General features: G+C 36.6%; 28 protein-coding genes. 15 read left to right on the forward strand and 13 right to left on the reverse strand.

Annotation, left to right across the window (positions count from 1 at the left end; genetic code table 11):
* Window positions 1–323 precede the first annotated feature (323 nt).
* A complete protein-coding gene (locus tag PPBDW_RS07800) occupies window positions 324–974 on the forward strand; it encodes a S24 family peptidase (protein ID WP_036794565.1) in 651 nt (216 codons plus the stop codon).
* Window positions 971–2,224: a Y-family DNA polymerase gene (locus tag PPBDW_RS07805; protein WP_036794567.1), complete on the forward strand. Its 1,254-nt coding sequence runs from the start codon at window positions 971–973 to the stop codon at window positions 2,222–2,224. The genes PPBDW_RS07800 and PPBDW_RS07805 overlap by 4 nt, the downstream gene beginning before the upstream one ends.
* Window positions 2,225–2,333: 109 nt before the next feature.
* On the opposite strand, the gene hmuQ is transcribed toward PPBDW_RS07805, so the two are convergent.
* The 3 genes from hmuQ to PPBDW_RS07820 form a co-directional block, all read right to left on the reverse strand.
* Window positions 2,334–2,636 carry a heme-degrading protein HmuQ gene (gene hmuQ / locus PPBDW_RS07810; RefSeq protein WP_036794569.1) on the reverse strand — a complete coding sequence of 101 codons (303 nt, stop codon included), beginning with the start codon at window positions 2,634–2,636 and terminating at the stop codon, window positions 2,334–2,336.
* Between the two features lie 227 nt (window positions 2,637–2,863).
* Entirely contained in the window at window positions 2,864–3,823 is a 960-nt protein-coding gene (locus PPBDW_RS07815) for a HupE/UreJ family protein (protein WP_243423004.1), read from the reverse strand.
* 49 nt (window positions 3,824–3,872) lie between these two features.
* Window positions 3,873–4,682: a peptidylprolyl isomerase gene (locus PPBDW_RS07820; RefSeq protein ID WP_036794573.1), complete on the reverse strand. Its 810-nt coding sequence runs from the start codon at window positions 4,680–4,682 to the stop codon at window positions 3,873–3,875.
* 315 nt (window positions 4,683–4,997) lie between these two features.
* Between PPBDW_RS07820 and PPBDW_RS07825 the strand changes: the two genes are divergently transcribed.
* Both PPBDW_RS07825 and PPBDW_RS07830 read left to right on the forward strand, forming a co-directional pair.
* Window positions 4,998–5,561, forward strand: coding sequence for a beta/gamma crystallin-related protein (locus PPBDW_RS07825; protein ID WP_036794575.1), 564 nt, complete (start codon window positions 4,998–5,000; stop codon window positions 5,559–5,561).
* 228 nt (window positions 5,562–5,789) lie between these two features.
* Window positions 5,790–6,299 (forward strand): superoxide dismutase family protein, encoded by a 510-nt coding sequence (locus tag PPBDW_RS07830; RefSeq protein WP_107174214.1) that lies wholly within the window; start codon window positions 5,790–5,792, stop codon window positions 6,297–6,299.
* Between the two features lie 97 nt (window positions 6,300–6,396).
* On the opposite strand, the gene PPBDW_RS07835 is transcribed toward PPBDW_RS07830, so the two are convergent.
* From PPBDW_RS07835 to nrdH, 6 genes are all read right to left on the reverse strand, one after another.
* The gene (locus PPBDW_RS07835; RefSeq protein ID WP_036794579.1) at window positions 6,397–6,975 is read right to left on the reverse strand and encodes a TetR/AcrR family transcriptional regulator; all 579 of its coding nucleotides are present in this window, start codon (window positions 6,973–6,975) and stop codon (window positions 6,397–6,399) included.
* Window positions 6,976–7,118: 143 nt separating this feature from the next.
* Window positions 7,119–7,889 (reverse strand): SDR family NAD(P)-dependent oxidoreductase, encoded by a 771-nt coding sequence (locus tag PPBDW_RS07840; protein WP_036794581.1) that lies wholly within the window; start codon window positions 7,887–7,889, stop codon window positions 7,119–7,121.
* 187 nt (window positions 7,890–8,076) lie between these two features.
* Window positions 8,077–9,051 (reverse strand): class 1b ribonucleoside-diphosphate reductase subunit beta, encoded by a 975-nt coding sequence (gene nrdF / locus PPBDW_RS07845; protein WP_036794584.1) that lies wholly within the window; start codon window positions 9,049–9,051, stop codon window positions 8,077–8,079.
* 12 nt (window positions 9,052–9,063) lie between these two features.
* Window positions 9,064–11,202, reverse strand: a complete 2,139-nt coding sequence (gene nrdE, locus PPBDW_RS07850) for a class 1b ribonucleoside-diphosphate reductase subunit alpha (RefSeq protein WP_036794586.1) — start codon at window positions 11,200–11,202, stop codon at window positions 9,064–9,066.
* Window positions 11,199–11,600: a class Ib ribonucleoside-diphosphate reductase assembly flavoprotein NrdI gene (gene nrdI, locus PPBDW_RS07855; RefSeq protein WP_036794588.1), complete on the reverse strand. Its 402-nt coding sequence runs from the start codon at window positions 11,598–11,600 to the stop codon at window positions 11,199–11,201. Before nrdI ends, nrdE begins: the two co-directional genes overlap by 4 nt.
* Window positions 11,588–11,815 carry a glutaredoxin-like protein NrdH gene (gene nrdH, locus PPBDW_RS07860; RefSeq protein WP_036794591.1) on the reverse strand — a complete coding sequence of 76 codons (228 nt, stop codon included), beginning with the start codon at window positions 11,813–11,815 and terminating at the stop codon, window positions 11,588–11,590. The genes nrdI and nrdH overlap by 13 nt, the downstream gene beginning before the upstream one ends.
* 206 nt (window positions 11,816–12,021) lie before the next feature.
* Here nrdH and PPBDW_RS07865 point away from each other — a divergent pair, with 206 nt between their 5' ends.
* The 6 genes from PPBDW_RS07865 to sufE are packed head-to-tail and all read left to right on the forward strand — an operon-like array spanning window position 12,022 to window position 17,468.
* Window positions 12,022–12,390 (forward strand): iron-sulfur cluster assembly accessory protein, encoded by a 369-nt coding sequence (locus PPBDW_RS07865; RefSeq protein ID WP_036794592.1) that lies wholly within the window; start codon window positions 12,022–12,024, stop codon window positions 12,388–12,390.
* A gap of 3 nt (window positions 12,391–12,393) precedes the next feature.
* Window positions 12,394–13,857 (forward strand): Fe-S cluster assembly protein SufB, encoded by a 1,464-nt coding sequence (sufB, locus tag PPBDW_RS07870; protein ID WP_036794593.1) that lies wholly within the window; start codon window positions 12,394–12,396, stop codon window positions 13,855–13,857.
* Window positions 13,858–13,863: 6 nt separating this feature from the next.
* Complete coding sequence (sufC, locus tag PPBDW_RS07875; RefSeq protein ID WP_036794595.1) at window positions 13,864–14,607, forward strand: Fe-S cluster assembly ATPase SufC; 744 nt, start codon at window positions 13,864–13,866, stop codon at window positions 14,605–14,607.
* Complete coding sequence (gene sufD, locus PPBDW_RS07880; RefSeq protein WP_036794596.1) at window positions 14,585–15,847, forward strand: Fe-S cluster assembly protein SufD; 1,263 nt, start codon at window positions 14,585–14,587, stop codon at window positions 15,845–15,847. Before sufC ends, sufD begins: the two co-directional genes overlap by 23 nt.
* Window positions 15,840–17,057: a SufS family cysteine desulfurase gene (locus PPBDW_RS07885; protein ID WP_036794597.1), complete on the forward strand. Its 1,218-nt coding sequence runs from the start codon at window positions 15,840–15,842 to the stop codon at window positions 17,055–17,057. Before sufD ends, PPBDW_RS07885 begins: the two co-directional genes overlap by 8 nt.
* 3 nt (window positions 17,058–17,060) lie before the next feature.
* Window positions 17,061–17,468, forward strand: coding sequence for a cysteine desulfuration protein SufE (gene sufE / locus PPBDW_RS07890; RefSeq protein WP_036794599.1), 408 nt, complete (start codon window positions 17,061–17,063; stop codon window positions 17,466–17,468).
* 121 nt (window positions 17,469–17,589) lie between these two features.
* Here sufE and PPBDW_RS07895 read toward each other — a convergent pair whose 3' ends face one another.
* The gene (locus tag PPBDW_RS07895) at window positions 17,590–18,825 is read right to left on the reverse strand and encodes an SGNH/GDSL hydrolase family protein (RefSeq protein ID WP_036794601.1); all 1,236 of its coding nucleotides are present in this window, start codon (window positions 18,823–18,825) and stop codon (window positions 17,590–17,592) included.
* A 548-nt stretch (window positions 18,826–19,373) separates the two neighbouring features.
* On the opposite strand from PPBDW_RS07895, the gene PPBDW_RS07900 reads away from it, so the two are divergent.
* A complete protein-coding gene (locus PPBDW_RS07900) occupies window positions 19,374–20,213 on the forward strand; it encodes a class I SAM-dependent methyltransferase (protein WP_036794604.1) in 840 nt (279 codons plus the stop codon).
* 87 nt (window positions 20,214–20,300) lie between these two features.
* Here the strand turns inward: PPBDW_RS07900 and PPBDW_RS07905 are convergent, their stop codons facing one another.
* The 3 genes from PPBDW_RS07905 to PPBDW_RS07915 all read right to left on the reverse strand — a co-directional run bounded on the left by PPBDW_RS07905 (window position 20,301) and on the right by PPBDW_RS07915 (window position 22,548).
* On the reverse strand, window positions 20,301–20,753 hold the full coding sequence (locus PPBDW_RS07905; protein WP_036794606.1) for a YidB family protein: 453 nt from the start codon (window positions 20,751–20,753) through the stop codon (window positions 20,301–20,303).
* Between the two features lie 20 nt (window positions 20,754–20,773).
* Complete coding sequence (gene lysM / locus PPBDW_RS07910; RefSeq protein ID WP_036794607.1) at window positions 20,774–21,205, reverse strand: peptidoglycan-binding protein LysM; 432 nt, start codon at window positions 21,203–21,205, stop codon at window positions 20,774–20,776.
* Window positions 21,206–21,984: 779 nt separating this feature from the next.
* Window positions 21,985–22,548: a TetR/AcrR family transcriptional regulator gene (locus tag PPBDW_RS07915; RefSeq protein ID WP_036794610.1), complete on the reverse strand. Its 564-nt coding sequence runs from the start codon at window positions 22,546–22,548 to the stop codon at window positions 21,985–21,987.
* Between the two features lie 133 nt (window positions 22,549–22,681).
* Between PPBDW_RS07915 and PPBDW_RS07920 the strand changes: the two genes are divergently transcribed.
* The 4 genes from PPBDW_RS07920 (at window position 22,682) to PPBDW_RS07935 (ending at window position 24,672) form a co-directional block, all read left to right on the forward strand.
* On the forward strand, window positions 22,682–23,158 hold the full coding sequence (locus PPBDW_RS07920; RefSeq protein WP_036794611.1) for a DUF417 family protein: 477 nt from the start codon (window positions 22,682–22,684) through the stop codon (window positions 23,156–23,158).
* A 12-nt stretch (window positions 23,159–23,170) separates the two neighbouring features.
* On the forward strand, window positions 23,171–23,410 hold the full coding sequence (locus PPBDW_RS07925) for a hypothetical protein (protein WP_054262022.1): 240 nt from the start codon (window positions 23,171–23,173) through the stop codon (window positions 23,408–23,410).
* Window positions 23,411–23,560: 150 nt separating this feature from the next.
* Window positions 23,561–24,364 carry a Cof-type HAD-IIB family hydrolase gene (locus PPBDW_RS07930; protein ID WP_036794612.1) on the forward strand — a complete coding sequence of 268 codons (804 nt, stop codon included), beginning with the start codon at window positions 23,561–23,563 and terminating at the stop codon, window positions 24,362–24,364.
* A 125-nt stretch (window positions 24,365–24,489) separates the two neighbouring features.
* Entirely contained in the window at window positions 24,490–24,672 is a 183-nt protein-coding gene (locus PPBDW_RS07935; protein ID WP_036794614.1) for a hypothetical protein, read from the forward strand.
* The last annotated feature ends 63 nt before the right edge of the window (window positions 24,673–24,735 follow it).

Raw genomic sequence — 24,735 nt, forward strand, 5'->3', positions numbered from 1 at the left:
GTAAATAATAGAGTGGTAGGACCGTTACACTTAATGATTATGGTATTAAAACGAATGGTTAAGATGTATCAAAAAATAGAAATGAGATTCGGTGTTTATGGAACAAAAAGTATTAATAAAGTGAATGGGTAACACCACCGTTTATGGTCTGCGAATAGGGGATGAAAAACGGTGGTTGTGCCTTTTTTAATAACCCTAGCTACGTCTGTTTATCTTGTTGTATACCCCTTATTAAGTGGAAATCATCAGCGTGATGATTACCGTTTCTGAGTCTGCATTACTGTGATATTATAAAAACCCTGTATAAACAACCAGTGGTTAACGTGTCAGTATTTACTGGGTTTGAAAACCAATCTAAGGCCTATCTTGAATATTCGCTCGATCTTGGTGACATTATTCATCATCCGGCATCAACATTTATTTACACTAAAACAGAGTTTGATCGTTATAACTTGTTACACCGTAACGACTGGGCTGTCGTCGATGCTTCTCTTCACCCAGAAAAAGGCGATGTCATACTGATTGAACTTAATGCTGAGCAGTGCTTAATTCCGCTAGATAAGGTTGTTTGGAATGAAGATATGCTGATGCTTGGTGTATTAATTGCAATTATTAAGTTCCACCGAGGTAAATCAGTGTTACCTGATCTCAATATTGCGGATTTAAGTAAAAGCCTTAATTCTTTGTTGATAGCCAGTCCTGAAACCAGCTTTATTAGTCAGGCTGTGGGTAATAATATGCTGCCTCTCGGTATCCCCAATGGATCGTTAAACGTTATTGAACGTCATGTTGATTATAAAGATGGGGATATTGCCGTTGTTTATCAGAAAAGTACGTTCTATTGTCGGCGATTAAACTTCTCTGAAGGTACTTTAGAAGATGGGTATGGCATTTCAATGCCGATTCAACGGCCATTTTCTGTGGAGGGGGTAGTAACTAAAACAGTGATTCTTTTTAGGACATTACTGCAATGAGCCTTATCGCTATTTTTGATGGAACACGTTTTTATGCAAGTTGTGCTGCTGTCTATCAGCCAGAATTACGCGAAAGGCCAGTAGTCGTTCTAAGTGGTAAAGATGGAATTATTATTGCGGCCAGTCGACGAGCGACAGATTTAGGTATTAAGAAGTTTGGACCTATTTTTGAATATAAGACCATTATTGAGCAGAATAATGTCGCCGTTGTTGATGCTAACTTCAATCTGTTTGGTGGCTTATCTCGATGTATGCATACTATCTTAGAACGTGCTTTACCAATTTCTCATGTTTATAGTATTGATGAATGCTTTGCTGATATTTCTGGTATTCCTGACCCCCTTCAGTTCATGACTGATTTACGACGACAAGTGTATAAGGAAACGCGGTTACCTATCGGCGCTGCAGCCAGTCTGAATTGTACTTTAGCTAAGGTGGCGAGTTGGTGCGCGAAGAAGGTTCCTGGTTATAAAGGGATCTGCGTGTTAGATAATATAGAACAGATTGATAAGGTGTTAGATATTATGCCTGTGGGTGAGTTGTGGGGAGTGGGTAAGGCGTCTACTACTAAACTACAAGCCATAGGGATTAATACAGCATTGCAACTTAAGCAGATGGATTTAAAGAAAATACAACGTGATTTTGGTAAGCCGATGGTTGCCCTTATTCGCGAATTACATGGCGATAAGATATTGAGCTGGCGACAACTTCCTGAGCCTAAACAGCAGATATTTTCTAGCCGTTCAAAACGTGACCGAATCCATAATGCTCAGGACTTACAGCAGGCGATCAGTTTTCATATTCATGAGGTGTGTGAAAAGGCGAGAAAGCAGCAATCAAATATTAAAACTATCCAATATTTTTGTAGTACAAGTACTTACGACCAATATCGACATTCAGCAAGCATTAATATTACACTCGATTACCCGAGCAATGACACGATCTGTTTTTTAAAGTTATTAGCCGAACACATGCCGCAATTGCTTCCTAATGGTGCATTTATACCAATCTATAAGTTTGGAGTGGGGGCTATATCATTAACGGATGCGAGGTTTGAACAAGCGGATCTCTTTGCTCCTAAACATGATGAACGATTAATGGAGGCATTAGACGGGCTTAATACTAAGTTTGGTCGTAGAACTATGTTCTTGGCCAGTCAAGGGACAAAGCTTATTGGTGAGCGATTTGAATCTAAACAGCTTCGCAACGTATTAACAAGATGGAGCGATATTCCTATTATTCATTGTTAGCTAATGGCTAAATTTAAGCTACTCGTTAAGTCGTAGTAACCCTACCCACAATAACCCAAATACTTTGTATATAAAGTATTTGGGCATTGATTTACAAGTTCTTTAGAGATTAAAGGCAGGTTTCAAAACCCTCGAAGTTTGGAGCGCCTAAATAGATTTCTTTGTTACCACGCGCATTCGCATGGGCTTTGCGGAATTGTTCTGACTGAGTCCAACCTTCAAATGCTTGGCGAGAGTCCCATACTGAATGAGATGCGAACAATGTATATTCATCATTCGATGCGCCTTGCAGTAAATTAAAGGATTGGAAACCAGGGACAGTATCGAGATAAGTTTCGCGATTTTTCCAGATATCAATAAATTCTTGTTCAGAGCCTAAACGAATTTTAAAGCGGTTCATTGCAATATACATATAACTTCCTTAGCAGATTGACTGTTATTTTATTTTTAGAGTGCTATGACTATCATAGCCATAGCGCCGTTGACCACAGATAAAAATAAAATGTTTGATTACGATTAATGATTTGTTGTTTTAAATATTAATATATTCAATTTCTTAATAGTTTTCGTTGGTTAAGATTGGCCTGCTTTATTTGCTATCATTGCGAGCTAATTAATGGCGTTTTAGCCATATCAGATTTAGTGAAAGACGATGTAAACCCGCTGAATAAACCAGAATGAAGCCATAATCCCCATGATGTATAGCGGTACTTGCCGGAATATACTCTTTTGAAAAAATGTGATTTTTGAGCAAATTTTGAGTAACGTCAGCAGTATACTCAGAAAGATGAGCTGTCCGATTTCAACGCCGACATTAAAACATGCGAGTGCTAAAGGAATACTGGTTTGTTGCAGTCCTGCCGCTTTAAGTGCGCTTGCAAAGCCTAAGCCATGCAAGAGTCCAAATGAAAACGATATTATCCACGGGAATCGTCGGCTTAATGTCGGTTGTTCTTTATTGTTAGGTCGAGTTAACTCGTAGCATAAAAACAAGATACTCAATGCGATGCCTGCTTCAACTGGCGGTTCGGGTACATGAATGAAATTGAGTGCCGACAGGCTTAACGTAATACTGTGTGCCAATGTAAAGCAAGTGATGGCCTTTAAGAAGGTACGAAAATCACGGGTAAAGAGCAGTAGGCCAGCGACAAACATAAGGTGGTCGATGCCTGTTAATATATGGGTTATGCCTAACGTTACAAATAGTTTCACGGTAGACCAAGTGCTGACTTTTCCCGCTAGTCGTAAGTTATTATGACCCTTATAAAGTTCTAATGTGTTTATTTGACCATTTTTTTTGGTGACTTGAGTCAGGAGCTGGATATTGTTTAATCCTTGGAATTCAATATCTGGCGTTGTATCTTGAGGCGGAAATACCAATAAATAACGGTGCAGATCCATACCAAAACCATCAAGACTATTTTGAGAGCTTAATAGATGAATTTTTCCACCATGGGGAAGTTTTGGCGTAATATTTGTGTGCTCTCCAGCAACCACAGGCAGTTTGAGGGTCAATTCATATTGATAGTTATTTATTTGGCTGATTAATCCAACAGCAGGTTGATAGGGGTGTGCCTGTACTTGCGGACTCCATATCAAACTAAATGCTATATATATAACCGCGCATAGGGCAGTGTAAACGTTGTTCTTATACATTTTTAAGTAAGGTCTTTGTTGTTACGTTAATGCCAGAGTTAGTTGGAAGCTGAATGTGGTATTCTTTTATTACGTCGGCTATTTTTTTATCTATAACATCATTGGTATAGTCGTTAGTTAAGAGAGATTTCGCATCTTTAAAACTCAGAATTCCTGCTTTTTTGTGTTGGATTAATTTAACCGTAATTGGACCAAACGGAGTACTTACTGGATTTGACCATTTTTTAGGTGTGATCGTATTTAATGTGGTTATTATTGAATTACCAAGTTTAGTGAGTAATGCTTTTTTAGTTATATTGCTTAAACACTGGTAAGAAATTGGAGCTGTAACTGGATATGCTTCCTTTTGTGATGATAGAAAGTGATAGCATAGAGAATACATATCTGGATAGCGGTAGTTTTGACGATGTGTTAAGTAATAGCTGTGCAATAGTTTGGTATCTGCAGCATTAATTTTTGCAATTTGAGTCGTGTAAGAAATGAATCGTTGCATTAGCATTGCATTAAGATTTGGATCGCCTTTCTCTAACCCGAGCTTTAGCGCTTCTTGAGATAGAATGCGTTGCAAGATAACCTGATTTATATCGTTGTTTAACATTGCGTGTGAGGGTGCACTGCCAAAGTACGTTGTGTCGTCTCGTTTTTGTTGAGTGATTTGAGATGGTGTGATTATCACTTCATTTAAAGACGGACCTGAATGATAGAACGAATAGCAAATAAACAGGATCGCACCTGCAATTAGGAAATGAGAAAATGGATCTTTAATAAATTTTTTAAGCCAATAGAAAACTATTTTTAACATGTCGCTTGGTCTTTTCTTAATGTCGTATGCTACATAAGAATACACATTATATCTGTATGACCATTGAACGTGCTTATTTGTAATCAGCCTATCAACAATTTTATATATGTTTATTAAACATGAAGCTATTTAAAGTAATACCCATCATGGCGATTATATAAAATAGATCAAACACTCTAAAGTGGTTGTTTTTTATTCCAAATTGAAATATTTGTACAGTGTATTATATTCAAAGGTGATAATTACTGCTATTATGCAGCAAATACACTAACCCTTTGTAGTAGTAATATTGTTTACTACGGTAGATAAGTAGTCATGAAAAAAATAATCTTTTTAACCACTCTTTTAGGTTTCAGTACTGCTTCACAAGCCGGTTTACATGTTGAGTTTAAAAATGTAAATAATCTTAATAACAATAATGGTGGTAATAGTAGTCGAGTTTATGTTTGTACTCTGCAACCATTCCGTGATGTTTTTGCTGATGTTGGTATCACTGAGGATATTGCGCGTTATAAGGTAAAACAACGCTGTGAAAAATCTCAAGGTGAAAATAGTATTTTTTGTAAAGCTAAAGAAGCGCAGTGTGTTGCGTCATCACTGGCTTTCGGTATTGATACTAACCGAAATAATGGCATCTCAATTTATAGCAGTAATAACCAAATGGGAACATCAGTAAATATTACTCATGATGAGCCTAATTTGAGTATTTATAATTTTGATAACCGAATGTCTTCTTATGATATTCCTAGCGGTTGGACTGTGCGTTTTTATGAGGGGACAAACTATACTGGTGGCTTCTATACTCGAAAAGGCGGTGACGGCAATGCGACAGGGTTCGATAATAAAGTAAGCTCAATTAAAATATTAAGTACTTTTTAAATTTGATAATATCATTAATAGCGAATGACAAAGGGTATGTGTTGAGAAATCGACATATACCTGATGTATTGATATTTAATAAGTTATTTTAAATAGAATAATTATAAGCTATCTTTACGCTCGCTTAATCGGAAAAATCGATTTGCTATATGTGTTTTTATTCTTAGGTTGTATTATTGTTTCATGATATAGCTATTCATGAATTAAATATAACTAGGATGTTACATAATGAAAAAAATATTATTATCGACATTACTTTTAGCTTCCATCAATGTGAGTGCTGCTGATCTATCAGTTAAAATGACAGATCTTGATACTGGAAAAATAGTAGGCACTATTTCAGCTGAACAAACAAAATATGGTGTTGTTTTTACACCTCACCTTACAAATCTACCTGCTGGAATACATGGTTTTCATGTTCACGTTAATCCATCATGTGGTACGTCTGAAAAAATGGGTAAAACTGTTTTAGGTGGTGCGGCTGGTGGCCATTATGATCCGATGAAAACGAATAAACATGGCTATGCATGGACAAACGACAACCATCTAGGTGATTTACCTCCACTTTATGTCGACATGAAAGGCAATGTTGAACAACCAGTTTTAGCGCCTAGATTAAAGTTATCTGATTTAAAAGGACGCGCTTTAATGATCCATGCGGGAGGTGATAATCATTCTGATCATCCTAAGCCTCTTGGTGGCGGTGGGGCTAGGCTTGTTTGTGGTGTTATAAATTAATAACTTGATGAGTAATTAGTGTCTTAAGGTATATAATTTATTTAATTTTTGTAGGGAAAGAATATTGATAGTTAATATTCTTTCTTTTTATCGAAATTCAAAATTCTGTGTTTAAAACAACATTAAAGTAATTGTTAACTACTGTTTGAATATAGTTAGTGTCTTTAAATTGTGAAATTAACATACAACCTTCTAACGATACAAAATAAAGTCGAGCAGCCTCTGAGGCAACTAACTGTGATGGAAATTCACCTTTAGTCATCCCATCAGTTATTACTTGTGTTATCCATTGTTCATTAAAAGTAACGAATCGATTAAGTTGGGTTTCTAGACTATCGGTGAGAGAGTAAAAATCGGATGCATACATACCACATAAACAAAGTTTACCTTCATTACGTACAGTAATGAAAATATCGGCTAATGCTTTTAGTTTATCTACAGCAGTTAACTGTTGTTGTTCAATTGTAATTAATGCTGTTTTATAGCGTTCAAGATAACGTTCAAACACCACAATAGCTAAATCTTGTTTAGTTTTATAATGATAATGAATACTGGCTGTTTTTATACCCAGCTCGTCTTGAATATCACGAAAACTAAAGCCATTAAAACCACGACATTGAATATATTTTTCAGCAATATCTGCGATTTTTGCTGCCGTTGGATTAATTTCTTTCATAATTGATATTCACATTCTAAAGAGAACCCATAATTTATCATTTAATATCAAAGATAACAATTTTTCTACCTATGAGTAGAAAGGTAATGGCGATGCATTAATCGCCATTATTGAGCAAAATATGACGGCTATCTTAAAGTGAATTAATTACGTCCTGCCATAACACCACCATCGACATCAAGCACAGTACCTGTGATCCATTTTGCTTTATCTGAGAGTAAAAACTCAATCGCATCTGCGATATCATTGGGCGTACCAATGTGCCCAATAGGGTGAAACTCATTAAATCCTTGTAAAGCTGACTCAATTTCATCTTCAGCAATGAATGATTTATAGATAGTTGAAAGTACAACAGCAGGGGCGACAGCATTTGCTCGAATATTGTCGTTAGCTAATTCCATCGCTAAATTACGAGTGAAGGCATGTAAGGCGGCTTTTTGCATTGAGTAAGCTGATGATGGTGTTGCTTTAATGGCTTGATGTGCCCACATTGAACCAATATTTACGATTGACCCGCTACCATGGCGTTGCATGTTTTTTGCAACAGCTTGAGTAATGAAGAAAAATGATTTGTTGATATCTAACTGAAGGTCATAATCTTTTTCTGTATGCTCTAGAAAACTAACGGGTTTAAAAAAACCGGCGGCGTTAACTAGATAACCAATATGACGGGATTCATTTTCCAGCTGATTCATGAAAGTGTTAACGTCGGTAAGGTTGTATAAATCGACTTGTGCTGTTTCAACAGTACCGCCAGTACGTTGTTCTAAATCGGCTTTTGCAGTGGCAAGATTCTCTGCATTATGCGATAGAATCATTACAGGAACCCCTGCGGTTAATAAGCGTTCAGCGGTTGCTTTCCCCATGCCTGATGAACCGCCAACAATAAGTGCAATTGATGATGTAGTAAACATAATGTAACCCCTTACTTAACTACCTACTGGTTGGTAGGTTGTGGCGATAAAAAAGAAGCGAGCAGTTTAATTAAATGGTTCATGCTTCGCTTCATTGATTTTAAATATAGGGTGGTTTGTTTTTTACGTCAAACAATATTTCTACCTATTGATAGGTAGTCTTTCTATGTGGTTGATTTATAATGTTTTAAAAATCCCAATCATTGTCTTCTGTCGCAACAGTTTGGCCGATCACATAGGATGATCCAGAGCCTGAGAAAAAGTCATGATTTTCATCAGCGTTCGGTGATAATGCAGCCATGATCACTGGGTTAACTTGGCATAGTTCATCTGGGAAAAGTGGTTCAAAGCCTAAATTCATTAGGGCTTTATTGGCGTTATAGTGGAGAAACTGCTTGGTATCCTCTACTAAGCCTACGCTACTATAAAGCTCTTCAGTGTACTCACATTCAACATTATATAATTCAAATAAGAGTGAAAAAGCATAGTCTTTAAGTTCAGCTTGTTCTGTTTCAGTCTGTGTCTGGTATTTTTTCTGGAATTTATAGCCGATGTAATAGCCATGTATTGCTTCATCACGAATGATTAAACGGATCAAATCAGCAGTATTAGTGAGCTTACCTCGGCTTGACCAATACATTGGCAGATAAAAACCAGAATAAAACAAAAAGCTTTCTAAAAAGACGCTGGCAATCTTCTTTTTAAGTGGTGATTCGACCGCATTGTATTGTTGTAAAATCAAATGTGCTTTTCGCTGTAATAATTCATTTTCTTCCGACCACTTAAAGGCCTCATTAATTTGTGGCGTTGTACATAGGGTCGAGAAAACAGAAGAATAACTGCGTGCATGTACTGCTTCCATAAAGGCAATATTGGTTAAAACCGCTTCTTCGTGAGGTGTTAGTGCATCAGGTATCAACGTTGGCGCACCGATAGTATTTTGTATAGTGTCGAGTAGTGTTAGCCCAGTAAAAACACGAATAGTCAGTTGTTGTTCGTGATCTGTTAATTGTGACCAGCTTTCAATGTCATTAGATAACGGGACTTTTTCAGGTAGCCAGAAGTTAACGGTTAATCTGTTCCATATTTCGAGATCTTTGTCATCTTCGAGTTGATTCCAGTTAATAGCACGAGCAAGAGGGTAAGATGATTGAGAGTTCATGATAACTTTTCCTTATAAACTACAAGAAACGCAGCCTTCAACTTGCGTACCTTCCAGTGCTTTTTGACGTAATCTAATGTAATACAGAGTCTTAATGTTGTTTTTCCAAGCGTAAATTTGAGCTTTGTTGATATCCCGTGTAGTTGCGGTATCGGGGAAAAATAAGGTTAACGATAAGCCTTGATCTACATGCTGAGTGGCAACGGCATAGGTATCAATAATGGCAGTTACACCGATCTCGTACGCATCTTGATAGAAGTGCTGATTGTCATTGGTTAGATAAGGAGCCGGATAGTAAACTCTACCAATCTTAGCTTCTTTACGAATTTCTATTTTCGATATAATCGGATGAATAGACGCCGTTGAATTGTTGATATAACTGATTGAACCTGTAGGTGGAATCGCCTGTAAGTTACGATTATATAAGCCATGAACCATGACGGATTGTTTAAGTTGTGCCCACTGTTTTTGAGTTGGAATATCAAGCTTAAATTGGATTAAGAGCTGCTTAATCCGTGATGTTTTAGCCGAGAAATCATTCGCTAAATATTTATTGAAAAATTGACCGCTGGCATACTGTGACTGTCGAAAGCCTTTAAATATTGCCTGTTTTTCAATCGCGAGTTGGTTGGATGTTCGTAGGCAATGATAGAGTACCGTTGCAAAATAGACATTAGTAAAGTCTAAGGCTTCTTGGCTACCATAATAAATGTGTTCACGGGCGAGGAAACCATGCAGATTCATTTGGCCTAATCCGATAGCATGACTCTCTTCGTTGCCTTTACGTACTGACGGCACGCTATTGATGTTACTCATTTCTGAGACCGCATTTAAAGCACGAATTGCAATTTCAACCGACTGTGAAAGGTTGTTGCCATCCAATGCTTTAGCAATATTTAATGAGCCAAGATTACATGAAATATCAGCACCTAGATGTTGGTAGCTAAGATCATCGTTATAGGTTGATGCTTCATTAATTTGCAGAATTTCAGAGCATAAATTTGACATTGAAATACGACCATCAATAGGGTTAGCTTGATTGACGGTATCTTCAAACATAATGTAAGGATAACCTGACTCGAACTGTACTTCAGCCAGTGTTTGGAAAAATTGACGCGCATTGATCTGTGTTTTACCTATGCGTTCATCAGCGACCATTTCATGATATAACTCGCTAATTGAAATTTCCGATAATGGTTTCCCATACACTTTTTCGATGTCATACGGCGAAAATAGGCACATCTGTTGGTTATTTTTCGCAAGTTCAAAGGTAATATCAGGAATAACTACCCCTAAACTTAAGGTTTTAATGCGTATTTTTTCATCGGCATTTTCACGTTTAGTATCAAGAAAGCGCAGAATATCAGGATGATGGGCGTGAAGATAAACTGCGCCAGCGCCTTGACGAGCACCAAGCTGGTTAGCGTATGAAAAACTGTCTTCGAGTAATTTCATAACTGGCACTACACCGGATGATTGGTTTTCAATACCTTTAATTGGCGCACCATAGCCACGTAAATTGGATAGCATTAATGCGACTCCGCCTCCTCGGCGTGACAATTGCAGTGATGAATTAACGGCACGACCAATGCTTTCCATGTTGTCTTCAATTCTGAGTAAAAAACATGAAATTAACTCTCCGCGACTGCATTTACCGGCATTGGTAAATGTTGGTGTTGCTGGCTGAAAGCGACCATTGATGATTTCTTGCATTAATTGCATTGCAAGTGTTTCATTACCTTGAGCAAGTAATAGGGCGGTCATTACGACTCGATCTTCAAACCGTTCGAGATATTGTTTACCATCACGTGTTTTGAGTGCATAAGATGTATAAAATTTATATGCACCGAGAAAGGTTTCAAATCTAAATTTAACCTTAAATGCAGCTTGCCAAATCTGCTCTAAAAACGGCCATGAATAAGCTGAAAAAATAGCAGTTTCGTAATAATGTTCAGTCGTTAAGTAATTTACCTTTTGACGTAAGTTATCAAACATTAATGTGTTTTTATTTACGTGCTGCAAGAAATATTGTCGAACGGCTTGTTTATCTGCCGTAAATTGAATTTCACCCTTGTTATCTACTAAATTTAACATGGCATTTAATGCGTGATAATCGAGACTAGTAGAATCATTTTTTTTGTTGTTAGTCATAACGTTAACCAAAATCGTTTAAGTCCTTCCCGAACGCGTAATACATCCTGCTCCGTACCCGCGAGCTCAAATCGATAAAGCACTGGAACTTGACATTTTTGTGCAATCACATCCCCAGCTTGTGCGAACAATGAACCAAAATTTCGATTACCAGGTGCAATGATCCCTTTAAGTAGTGATCTATTTTTAGGGTTATTTAAAAATCGAATCACACTCTTAGGTACAGCATTACGCCCATAACCATCGGCATAGGTTGGGCATATCAAAACAAAAGGTTCTTCTGAAGTGGGGGGCATTGTGTCAGCGTTTATTGGTAAGCGGATTGCGTTCAAATTAAGCTTTTCAATAAAGCGCTGAGTATTACCAGACTGACTTGAAAAATAGATCAACTTGCACATAGTTGTTCAATTAAATCAGGGCGAAATCCACTCCAATGTTTTGTTCCTGTGATCACAACAGGCGCTTCTCGATATCCAAGCTGAATTACTTTTTCCAATGCACTTTCATCTTGGCTTAAATCAATACTTTGATAATCAATACCTCGAGTATCAAGTGCTCTTTTTGTTGCAACACATTGCATGCAACTTGGTTTGGAATAAACAAGAATAGTCATATTACGTCTCACCTAATTGATGTTAATAACTATCTGAACGATAATCATTATCATATTGACACCTATATCTTGTGTTCTCAAGGTTTTTTTTTACCACATGTTGTTAATCGTGTATTTTTTGTAATTAGGCATATATTATTCATGGTTGATTTGATATTGATAATCATTATTATCTAAAACGAATTTATTGCCAAGGAGATGTAGCAATGACAAACCATTATCAAGGTGTGGAAGAGTTTTCTTTGCAAGATGAAACATGGTGCGGTGTTACGGCAACTTTCTCTGCCGCGAAAAGGATTTTAATGCTGTCACAAGCTGGATTAGTTGTTCGTTTCTCAGTGAAAACATCAGGGTGTACGGGATATGCCTATGTTATAGAGCAACTAGACAATCCTCAGGCTGACGATGTTCGGTTTGAATCTAATGGTTGTGTTTTTTATGTCGTATTAAGTGCTTTACCCATATTTGATGGTACAGAGATCGATTTTGTTCGTCAGGGTTTAAATCAATCTTTTATTTATCGCAATCCAAACGTTAAAACAGAATGTGGTTGTGGTGAGAGCTTTGGAATTTAGTTAATGAATAGTCCAGAAATTCAACAAGATATCGATATGGCACTGAATCATAAAGGTTATAAAGAAGGTTTCTATACCGATATTGCCAGTGATACGCTTGAAAAAGGTATTGATGAAGATGTTATTCGAGCAATTTCTGCACGTCGAGATGAGCCCGAATGGATGTTAGCGTTTCGGTTAAATGCTTTTAAGCAGTGGCAGACGATGACCGAGCCGCATTGGTTAAAAGCGACCTATCCTGAGCTGGATTACCAAGATTATAGTTATTATTCAGCGCCAAGTTGTAGTCAGTGTAATGATGATAATCAGCAAGATAGTGACAATGACTTTCTAACCAAAGAAGTTGCTGATGCCTTTGAACAGTTAGGCGTACCTGTACATGAAGGCTCAGGTATTGCCGTCGATGCTATTTTTGACTCGGTTTCTGTGGCAACGACATATCATCAAGAACTTAGCGAGCTCGGTATTATATTTTGTTCTTTCAGTGATGCTATTAAGCAATATCCTCAATTGGTTCAACGTTATTTAGGCACTGTTGTGCCAGCTAAAGATAACTTTTTTGCGGCACTGAATGCGGCAGTAGCATCTGATGGTACGTTTATTTATGTTCCACCTGGTGTGCGTTGCCCTCGTGAGCTATCAACTTATTTTAGAATAAATCAAGCTAAGACTGGGCAATTTGAGCGGACTATTTTAGTTGCAGATCAAGGTGCTTATATCAGTTATATCGAAGGCTGTTCAGCACCTGTACGCGATACTTATCAGCTACATGCTGCTGTGGTTGAAGTCATAATCCACCAAGATGCAGAAGTAAAATATTCTACAGTTCAAAATTGGTTTGCAGGTGAAGAAGGTACTGCTGGTGGCATTTTAAATTTTGTTACTAAGCGGGCTGTGTGTGAAGGCGCTAACAGTAAGATGTCATGGACACAGTCAGAGACAGGCTCGGCGATTACGTGGAAATATCCAAGTGTCATTCTTAAAGGTGATAACTCTGTAGGTGAGTTTTTCTCGGTTGCATTGACTAACGGATCACAGAAAGCCGATACCGGCACCAAGATGATCCATATTGGTAAGAATACCAAGTCAACGATTATATCAAAGGGGATCTCTGCGGGTAAAAGTGACAACACTTACCGTGGTTTGGTAAAGATACTCGCAACGGCGGAAGGTGCACGAAATTATACTCAGTGTGATTCGATGTTGATTGGCGATCAATGCGGTGCTCATACGTTTCCTACTGTCGAAGTGAATAATCCAACGGTTCAAATAGAGCATGAGGCAACCACTTCAAGAATAGGTGAAGATCAGCTGTTTTATTGTGTGCAGCGAGGAATTAGTGAGGATGATGCTATTTCTATGATTGTAAACGGATTCTGCAAAGACGTATTCTCAGAATTACCGTTAGAGTTTGCTGTTGATGCACAGAAGTTACTTGCTATTAGTCTTGAACACAGTGTGGGTTAATTGATTATGCTAAAAATTACAGATTTACATGTTGCAGTTGATGATAACGAGATCCTTAAAGGAATTAACCTAACTGTGCGTCCAGGTGAGGTGCATGCCATTATGGGGCCTAATGGTTCGGGTAAAAGTACGCTTTCGGCGACATTAGCGGGTAAAGATGATTATACAATCACTCAAGGTGCTATTCAGTTTGAGACTAAAGATTTAATTGAATTAGATGCCGATGAGCGCGCTGGTGAAGGTGTGTTTTTAGCCTTTCAATACCCAGTTGAAATTCCAGGCGTCAGTAATAAATTATTTTTACGCACTGCACTGAATGGCATTCGCAAATATAAAGGCTTGCAGGAAATAGATCGGTTTGATTTTGAAGACTTATTAGAAGAGAAAGCGCAGTTATTAAAAATGCCGCTGCAACTATTGGATCGTTCCGTTAATGAAGGCTTCTCTGGTGGAGAGAAAAAACGCAATGATATTTTACAAATGGCAGTTCTTGCACCTAACCTCTGTATTTTAGATGAGACAGACTCAGGGTTAGATATTGATGCATTGAAAGCGGTTTCTGAAGGAGTGAATGCGCTGCGTGACGGTCAGCGTGCATTTATTGTTGTTACCCATTATCAACGCATTCTTGATTACATTAAGCCAGATTATGTGCATGTTATGGTGAAGGGCAAGATTGTGAAATCAGGTGATTATTTATTAGCGAAAGAACTTGAGGAAAAAGGCTATGGCTGGATCTCTGCAGAGTAATTCTGATCTTGCTTTAATGCGGTTACAGCCATTGGTTCAAGATTCAGCGTGGCAATATACACATTGGAATAATCTGCTCCAACTTGGTTTGCCAACGGGAACAGATGAAGATTGGAAATATACCTCACTGGCTAAATTTAATGATGTTGATTTTACATCAGTGAAACCAGCAACAGTGCTTTCAAAGTCAGATGTAATGCTATGGAAAGATGACGGTTATCGACTTATCTTTATTGATGGCAAGTTTGCTTCTGATTTATCGGATGTTATTGCAGGTGTCGAGATCCAACGTTTTGAGCAATGGCTGAATAGTGATGAATCTACCAATGATGCAATAAAGCCTGAATTTACCTCTGAATTAACAGATGCGACAGCAAAAGATGGATTATTTATTACTATTGCTGCGAAAGTGACTGTAGATAAGCCGATTTACTTGCTTCATTTTAGTAATAGTAAAGTAGGGGAAGTGACTTCAGTTCGACATCATCTACGGCTTGAAAAGTTGGCATCATGTCAATTGGTAGAACACTATATTTCATCATCTGATACACAGGGCGTTACGCTTTCTCGATTATCAACCACTATTGCTGATGGTGCTCGACTTGAACATATTAAGTTAATAGAAGCGGGTCGCGAGCAGTATCATTTGGCTCACAACGATATAAAAACAGGCCGTGATGTTAATGTAAGCAGCAGTACATTTTTATTATCGGGTCAGTTAATCCGTCATCAATTAAGTACCGAACTTGGTGATGTGGGATGTAATGTCAGCTTTAATAGTTTGGCATTACCGACATCGAGTGAATGTTTTGATAGCCGAACTTTCTTACACCATAGTGCACCACATTGTCACAGCCAGCAATTGCATAAAATCGTAGGATTAGGCGAAGGGGTTGGTGTGTTTGACGGTATGATTTATGTTAATCAAGGCGCAATTAAAACCGATGGCCAAATGGATAATCATAACTTGTTGTTAAGTACAAAATCACAAGTGAATAGCCGTCCTAAGTTAGAAATTTATGCTGATGACGTAAAATGTAGTCATGGGGCAACAACAGGAAAAATAGATCCTGAACAGGTATTTTACCTTCAAGCTCGTGGTATTCCTAAACCATTAGCTGAGCAGATGATTACCAAAGCTTTTGCTGCTCAAGTGTGTGAAAAAGTGACGTTAAACAATATACGTCAGTATTTATTGCAGCATGTAACGCAAAAGCTGGAGTGCGGAAATAATGTTTAATAGCCCTTGGCGAAGTGATTTTCCTACACTCAATAATATTCATAATACACTGCCTTTAATTTATCTCGATAGTGCAGCGACTGCACAAACACCATTAACGGTGATTGAGCGGATGCAGCGCTTTTATACTCATGAATATGCAACAGTGCATCGAGGTGTTCATCGGTTAAGTGCTAATGCAACCCATAATATGGAACAAGCACGTCAAACAGTGGCTGAGTTTGTAAAGGCTACATCTAGCGATCAGATTATCTTTACCAAAGGAACCACTGAAGCGATCAATTTAGTGGCAAATACTTTTCTTCCTACATGTGCTCAAGCTGGTGATGAAATTATTATTACTGATATGGAGCATCACTCAAATATCGTTCCATGGCAAATGTTGGCTGAGAGGTTAGGTTTAACAATTAAAATCTGGAAAATGACCGCTGAACATACGTTGGAGTTGGATGATTTACGCTACTTAGTGAGTAAAAAAACCAAGTTATTAGCGTTATCACATGTTTCTAATGTATTGGGCTGTATTAACCCGATTAAAGCTGCTACAGCGATTGCTCATCAGTTTGGCGCTGCGGTATTGATTGATGGTGCGCAAGGTATTATGCATCAAGCTGTTGATGTACAAGATATTGGTTGTGATTTTTATGCTTTTTCTGGGCATAAACTTTATGGTCCAACAGGAATTGGTGTTCTTTATATTGCAAAGCAGTGGATCAATACGCTACCTCCATGGGAAGGTGGTGGCGCGATGATTGACCGTGTTCAATTGCCAATGGGGACAACGTATCAAACTTCGCCGTGGCGCTTTGAAGCTGGTACACCTAATATTGCTGGAATCTTAGGGCTGAGTGAGGCGATTAATTATATTAATCATATTGGTATGGATGCGATTATTCAGCATGAAGATAGGTTAATTCGTTACGCTGAAGAACAAATGCGAAGTGTCGATGCTCTTTCGATATACGGCAAGAGAGCTAACCGTGTCGGTGTAATTTCATTTAATTTAGGCAACCATCATGCTTTTGATATCGGTAGTTTTTTAGATAATTATGGGGTAGCGATTCGAACGGGTCACCATTGTGCTATGCCGTTATTGCAACGCTTAGAACAATCAGTAGTGTGCCGAGCATCGGTTGGACTATATAACGATAGTCAGGATATTGATGTCTTTGTTGATCGTTTGCAGCGTATTAAACAGTTATTAGGATAAGTCATGAGTTCAACAATGACGCCCCAAAAAGTATTACAAAATTTTCAGCGCTGTTCTAACTGGGAAGATAAATATTTATACCTTATTGAACTTGGTGATCGTTTTTGTATATTACCTTTAAATGAACAAACGAATGATCATAAAATTCGAGGTTGTCAAAGTAGCGTTTGGATCACATTAACCCCAAACGATAATCTGATTCACCTAGCAGCAAATAGTGATGCAGCGATTGTGAAAGGTTTATTGGCGTTAATTATTATTGCTTATGATCAAAAGAGTCGTCAGCAAATAGCTGAGTTTGATATTGATGCGTGGTTCGAACAATTAGGGTTAACTCAGCACTTAACGCCAACACGGTCTATTGGTATTGCAACGATAATCAAGCAAGTACAATTGATGAGTAATGTGTAATTAAATTATCGACACAGATATTAACTATTCTGTGTCAGACTTTAGTGGCTAATAGCGTAATTTATTAATGGTTTTATATTATTGGCACTAAAAAATAGTTAGTGCCAATATTTTAGGATAATTAGTTTACTGACAATTGATTGATTATTTGTTGAGCTATATATTTATGCATCGCTGTTGTTGGATGAGTTACTCCCCAGAATACGTATTTATCTGAACCATTTTGTGCGCAATCATTTGTTAGGTTGTGGCTAATTAAATAGTCTTTTGATGAACTGCGGTTAATATCCATACAAGCATCTTTAGCGTTAATAAAACCGTATTTTTGTGGATTAGACGTTACATTTTCAAACATCTTATATGCATCAACTAAAGTAATATTAATACCTTTTGCTTTATAATACGCTGCTTGTTCTTTTATAAATGCATTGAACTGCTTGATTTGTTTACTCACAAGAGCAACTTTTTCTGCTGATGAATATTTAAATTGAGGTGCTTTGCTGGCATCTGGCAATGTCATAAGTAAAATATTTTTGGCTCCAACATCAGTTAAACGAATAAGCGCTGTACTGTAATCACTCTTTACTTGTGTCACGTTGCGACCATAATTCATAAAATCATTAAGGCCAAACTCTAAGGTAAATAGAGTATTGCCGATATTATAATTTTTTGCCGATTTCATATATGTATTGAAAGATGATATTTGGTCATAAATTCCAGTAAGAATGCTATATTCATTAACGCCTGCAGCACCACCAACAGCCCAGTTATATAAAGGTAAGTGTTTAGCGTTAGCCAAATATTCTGTCCATACTAAGCCATTGCTAAAATGACCAAGGAACCAGCTATTACTGTTAGGGAATAACCATTGTGAACCATTAAAGGTATTACCTGTATCAGAAAGACTATCACCAAAAGCAACGATCTTATTGATCGCATTGGAGTGGGTGATTTTGTCATTACTCCAAATAGTATGGCTATAAGAGGATTTTATATCTGAGGCATAAAAAGTAATGTCTGCATTTTTATTATTAGTATCAATTGAAGCTTCGCAACGTTGCTTAATATCTTTATTTGCCACATCGGTGTAAAACATATTTTTAAATGAAATAGACGACCACCAATAACCCGGAAGTTTATAATAACTGCCATCTGTATTTTTAGCCCAAATCCAATCAGTGGCTGGTTCATCATGACTTACACTCGTTCTATACCAACACTTAACATAGGTGTAAGTATTATTAGTATAGGTAGACGGGTTTTGTATCGATGGATAATTTTCAGTATTGTTAACGTTATTAGAAGCGATTGCAGCAGATGGGAGTAGTAACGTTAATAACAAAAATGCTTTGTTCATGACAGTCCTTTATTTAATTATTCAGTGTTAATAAAGCAGGAAATAACACCCAAAGACAATGTAAATAATTGCATTGTTTTTTTTACATTAATCTACTCAACAATAAGAATCACGTCTAATATTAAGAAATGGGATAGCCTTCTAATAAATTAATTAATTATTGTTTTTTCATGTGGATATAAAGTCATATCATTATGATATTTATTCACTTTGATTGGTGATTATTCTGCATTGGAATCTCGGCGATTGATTAAATGATGCGGGATTTGTAGGGGGAATTAATTTGAGGCGGTTCTTTAATAATCATTATTATGGATAATTAAATAATGATATTGATAAATCTTGTTTTATTATTGAAACATTTTTGTGTATTAAGTAACATAATACCAACATTTCGATTGGTCGTATTGATAACAGTAAAATACCTAACTTAAAGTGTAATGTTGTATTAACTTAAAATTAGTCGGGGTAGGTTTATAACGATGGAGATATGGCTGCGCTATTTTATGTTATAATGCGAGCAGTGTTTTTAATTAGATAAACGAACTATGCTTGGCTACTATCTTCATACAAAAAATGCCCAACAGGCGTTAGATGCTATCGCTAAAGGACAATCAAGTGTCCATCTCTCGACTGATCTTCATCTTTCTGAGCAGGATTACTCTGTTAGCGCTGAAGGTTTAATTCTTGACGAAGACAATATACTGTCTATTGCTGATCTTAAAAAAATCGTCAAAAAGACACAAAGAATTTATCTTTGTAGTGATGGCGATATGGAACCGATTGAAGATCGCAGTGTTGGTTACTATAAGTTAGCACCTACAGAAGGCGCACCACTGCTTGAAATTAGCGGTGTTAAGATGCACATATCTAAAGGAACTGATCCGTTTGTAAGTGCTTCAGATATGGCTAAACAAGCTGTACGTTGTGGTGATAATGTACTCGATTGTTGCAGTGGTTTAGGTTACGCAGCGATAGCTGCACACCGTTTAGGTGCTAAAAAAGTGTTGACCATTGAGCTCAGTGAGTCAGTGATGGGATTACGTGCACTCAATCCTTGGTCTCGTGATTTGAATAACGAGGGTATTGAGCAACGACAAGGCAGTAGCTTTGAATTGATCACGACCATGCCTTCAATGTCATTTGATGCCGTTATTCACGATCCACCGCGTTTTTCTCTTGCTGGTGAGTTGTATAGCGAAGAGTTTTATAGCGAAATCTACCGTGTACTTCGTCAAGATGGACGTCTTTTCCATTACACTGGTAACCCACATATTATGAAAAAGGGCAGTGGCTTTGTTGATGGTGTTATTCGTCGATTAAAAACGGTTGGCTTTAAGAACGTGCAAAAGGTTGATCACTTGATGGGTGTTAGTGCCCAGAAATAATGCGATAAAATAAAGGAATCGATGAAATTATTAATGCCAGTTCGTTGTAATAACATCGATTCCTTTTTCAAATGACTACTTGATTAATTACTTTTTTCCGAAAATATTTGAGGCGATGTTGAGCAGTCCATCCATGCCTCCTACCGCTTGAAAAAGCTCTCCTGCAATATCACCGTTAGGACTAGCTTTATCTATCATACCTGGCAATGTTTCCTGCAAACCCGTTATCGCTTCGCTTTGTGGTAATTTAACCTCATTGGCAAAATTTGATAATTGGTCTTGGTTAAAGATATTACCAATGTCAGTGGCAGAAATAGCCTCATTGTTACCATTACCAAGCCAAGAGGCTGCGATATTAGCCAATCCAGCTCCATTAAGTGATTGAATTATATTTTGTAAATCAATACCTTTGCCGTCACTATCGCCACCGAATAAATGTGATAATGCTGAAGTAATAGTATTTTCGTTTAATCCTGTAGTATTTGCTTGAGATTGTGAGAATAGTTGAGCACCAACGCGTAATAATTGATTAATATCCATGATGTTCACCTCTATTTATATTAAGCCGTTGTTGGTATGCGAAGTTTTTGACCTGGGAATATTTTGTCCGGATCGATAATAACTTCTTGGTTAGCATCAAAGATTTTTTGATAATCAGCACCATTGCCTAGCGTCTTTTCTGCTATTTTCCATAAACTGTCACCAGATTGCACTTCGTAATATTTCACGGTTTCGGTGGCGGTTGGCGCATTGAGATTATCAACAATAGATTCAATTCCTGCGGTATTACCCGTCATCAAAATGGCTTTTTCTTTGGCTGCAGCACTATTTGCTGTGCCAGAAAGGGTTGCTACGCCATCTTTTACTTCAACTTTTAAATCAGTCAGTCCTGGATTGTTATTCTCGATATGTTGGGTAATTTTCTCTGGTGCTTCATCTTCATTGCTAAATAGTTTGTTGCCAATATCGCGTACAAAATCAAGTAATGCCATCTCATTCTATCCTTGTCGTTTGGTCGTAAAAGCGAATGTTGTTACCAAGCTTAGTTTAAAAAATGAGAATGTTGGTTTTTATTTATGTTGGTGCGGTATTTTTTATTGTGGAGAGAAGGAAGTTTTATCAGCAAGGTGATATGACTTCATGAGTGTCTTATCTGCCATTGTTCATTTTTAATGATTAATTAGTGGGTTCTAGGGGAGGATAGTAGGTGCGTTATATGCTGTAATTGCATGATAAATAATATAATAAATGAGCACGTCATTGTGCTCATTTTTAATGATTATGGTAATTAGATAATTAAAGAGCTGGAACTGATGCGGGGATCTTTTTGGTTTTTTTTATCACATGATGTTCTTTATTATCAGGGTGGTGAAATTTAGGGTTTATTATTCTACTGCTGTTGGTCGTTGGTTTAGAGACCTTTTGTATTACTTTTTTATTATGTGGATTATGAAATTTTGAATTTATTATATCAGTATTAGCCAATACTGATGTTGAGATGAATAGTAGAGAGAAAACAAAATAATTTTTCATATCGATATGCCTTTTTATTAAAAACCATGCTTAAAAGTAATGATAAACCATATTTTATAATGGTTATTTACCCACCAATAACACATATGTATTCATCTTATGGCACTGCAATGGTTTTTAGCAAAGGAAATTATCATTAAATTGTGACATAGTGCAAAACAATAATTCGCTTACAGTATAGTGGTGTTTTTAAAAGCTAATGTATAACAATGATGGTAAATAGATCATGTTACATGTATTAATCTTTAAAAATAGCATCAAGATACATTGCTTTTGCCATCGGTATTAGTTGCGTGTTTTTTGTTATTTGTAACGATGCTAGTAATCCATTAAAAATTAACTCTGCTTGTTGTGACTTTAGTTCAGGATCACTAATATTATGCTTAGTTAATAAAGCTTGAATCATCTTTACTCGCGTCTTTTTATAACCGCTGCAAATATCAGCAATGGTAATATCGGTATGATTAAATTCGCTGTATGCCAATTGAAAGTAACAGCCATTAAATAAATCATCTTTCATTAATGTTACTAATATTTCAAACCGTTCTGAGAGCTTTTGTTCTAGCGTTAGTGTTGGATCAGAAAAAATAATATTTAAGTGGTTCAATGCACGTTCACTGAACATTATTAATGCTTCTTTTATAAGATTTTCTTTTGAAATGAAATACTTATAAATAGTTGCTTTAGATACTCCGGTAGCGGTAGTAATGCTATCCATACTGGTGCCATGAAAGCCATATTGTGCACATAATGTAATTGTTTTGTTGATAATATTGAGTCGTTTTTCTTGTTGTTTGCTCATTTCGTAGACCTCTTTTTTCATTGGTCAGATCATATCAAAATAAACTGTTTAGTTCAAAAATGTTGACAGCAGATTTATTTACAACTAAATTGAACTGAACAGTTTAGTTCAATTTAATTTTGAAAGGTCTAATATGAATAGTTTAAGTCAACAGACATCAGTACCATTAGTATCATCAGTAACGACATTTGGTTATAAATTAGGTGTTTTCGGTGTTGTGTTAGTTTTATTGTGGATTGGTATTTTTAAATTTACACCAACTGAAGCGGCAGCAATTGAACCTTTAATTAAAAACCACCCACTAATGGGGTGGGCATATAACTTTTTGTCTGTCCAAATGGTATCTAACCTTGTTGGTTTTAGTGAAATCGTTGTGGCGATTGGACTTATTTATGGTTTTTTTAATCCTAGAGTCGGTTATTTTTCAGGATTAGCATCAAGCATTATTTTTATTGTGACACTGAGCTTTTTATTTACAACGCCTGACACATGGAAAATTGTCGATGGGGTGCCGACGACAAGCTTCTTTTTAGTCAAAGATATTTTATTTCTAGCCATTGCAATTATGGTTGTTGAGCATAATAAAAAATTATTAGGTTGTAAGTCTTAATAGGGGATAGTTATGAAATATATTAAGTATGTTTTTTTGATTGTTATTAGCTTAACGTCTTATACCGTATCAGCTAAAGATGGTGATTTTATGGGTAATGTTCGATTTGATAAGACTAAATCTAATAATGTATCGCTGCAAAGGTACATGGTGAATGGTTCGGCTGATAAATCTCATTCTGGTGTATTATTAAAGCGGACAGCAGAGATGCTGACTTTTCAACAAAAGTTATTATCGGCTGCGGATAAGTGATAACGTCAATTATGAAATAACGACTACGCTATAAATATTTAGCAGCACTATTTGGATAGGAAATAGTGTTGCTTTTATATTCTTATTGAGAATTTATGGGTAAGATATTGTCACTAGATTAGTTTAGCCATTATCGGAGTAGTAACAGTAATGACATCTTGTATAAAATTTATTGCAACAGACATGGACGGTACTTTACTGAGCGACACTAATGAACTTCCATGTGATTTTTTTGATGTATTTAAGGCACTTGATGAGAAAAATATACTCTTTGCTGCCGCTTCTGGACGTCAATACTTTACATTGTTAAATATGCTGGAACCGATTAAAGATAAGGTATTGTTTATTGCTGAAAATGGAACTCTAGTTATGTATCAAGGGAAGGAGCTTTATAGCGTTACGATCCCTAAGTCTGAGATTGATTCAATTATTGATGTTGTACGTAACATTGAAGATAGCCATATTGTGTTATGCGGAAAAAAATCAGCTTACACCGAAACTAAAAATGAACAAGCTCAGCAAGAAATAATGAAGTATTGTCATCAAATAACATTCGTTGATGATTTATTAGATGTTGATGATGAGTTTATTAAAATATCAGTATTAAACTTAAAGGGTACAGAAGAGCATGTTTATCCTTTTGTTGCTCCTTTGTTTGCAGCAACACACCAAGTTGTTGTCAGTGGTGAAACGTGGTTAGACTTTATGGATAAGCAAGCATCAAAAGGACAAGCAATAAAAGCAATGCGTAACAAATTTGGATTTACGTTTGAAAATAGTATGAGTTTTGGTGATTTCTTTAATGATGTTGAAATGCTAAACGAAACCTATTTTAGCCATGCGATGAGTAATGCCCATCCTGAGATTAAAGAATTAGCACGCTTTATTGCTCCAAGTAATAATGAACAAGGTGTTATTACTGTTATTAAACAAAAAGTGTTACAGTGTAACTAACGTGATATTTTAAATTTGTTATAAAGGTATGATGATTAAGTTATGATTCTCTTGACAAATATTATTAATAGATTAGTTTTTAATTAACTTATTGATAAATTGAAAGGGTTAGATAAGGGGGTCCTATGAGTACCGATGAGTTATTTCCTCTCTATATCGTTATTTCTGTTGTTGTATTTTTATTTTTTATGTTCTTTTTATTTATACAGTTATACCTAAAAGCAAAAAAAGAAAATGTTGGTGGTTGCTGTGGTGCTGAAGTAAAACCTACACCAAAGCATAAGAGGAGTGATGATCATCGCTCGTAGTGTAAATATCAAACACTACTACATTATGTAGTGGTGTTTTTTAGATTAATTAGGTAAATAGTG

The organism is Photobacterium kishitanii, assembly GCF_000613045.3.
In the GTDB taxonomy this organism is placed as follows: domain Bacteria; phylum Pseudomonadota; class Gammaproteobacteria; order Enterobacterales; family Vibrionaceae; genus Photobacterium; species Photobacterium kishitanii.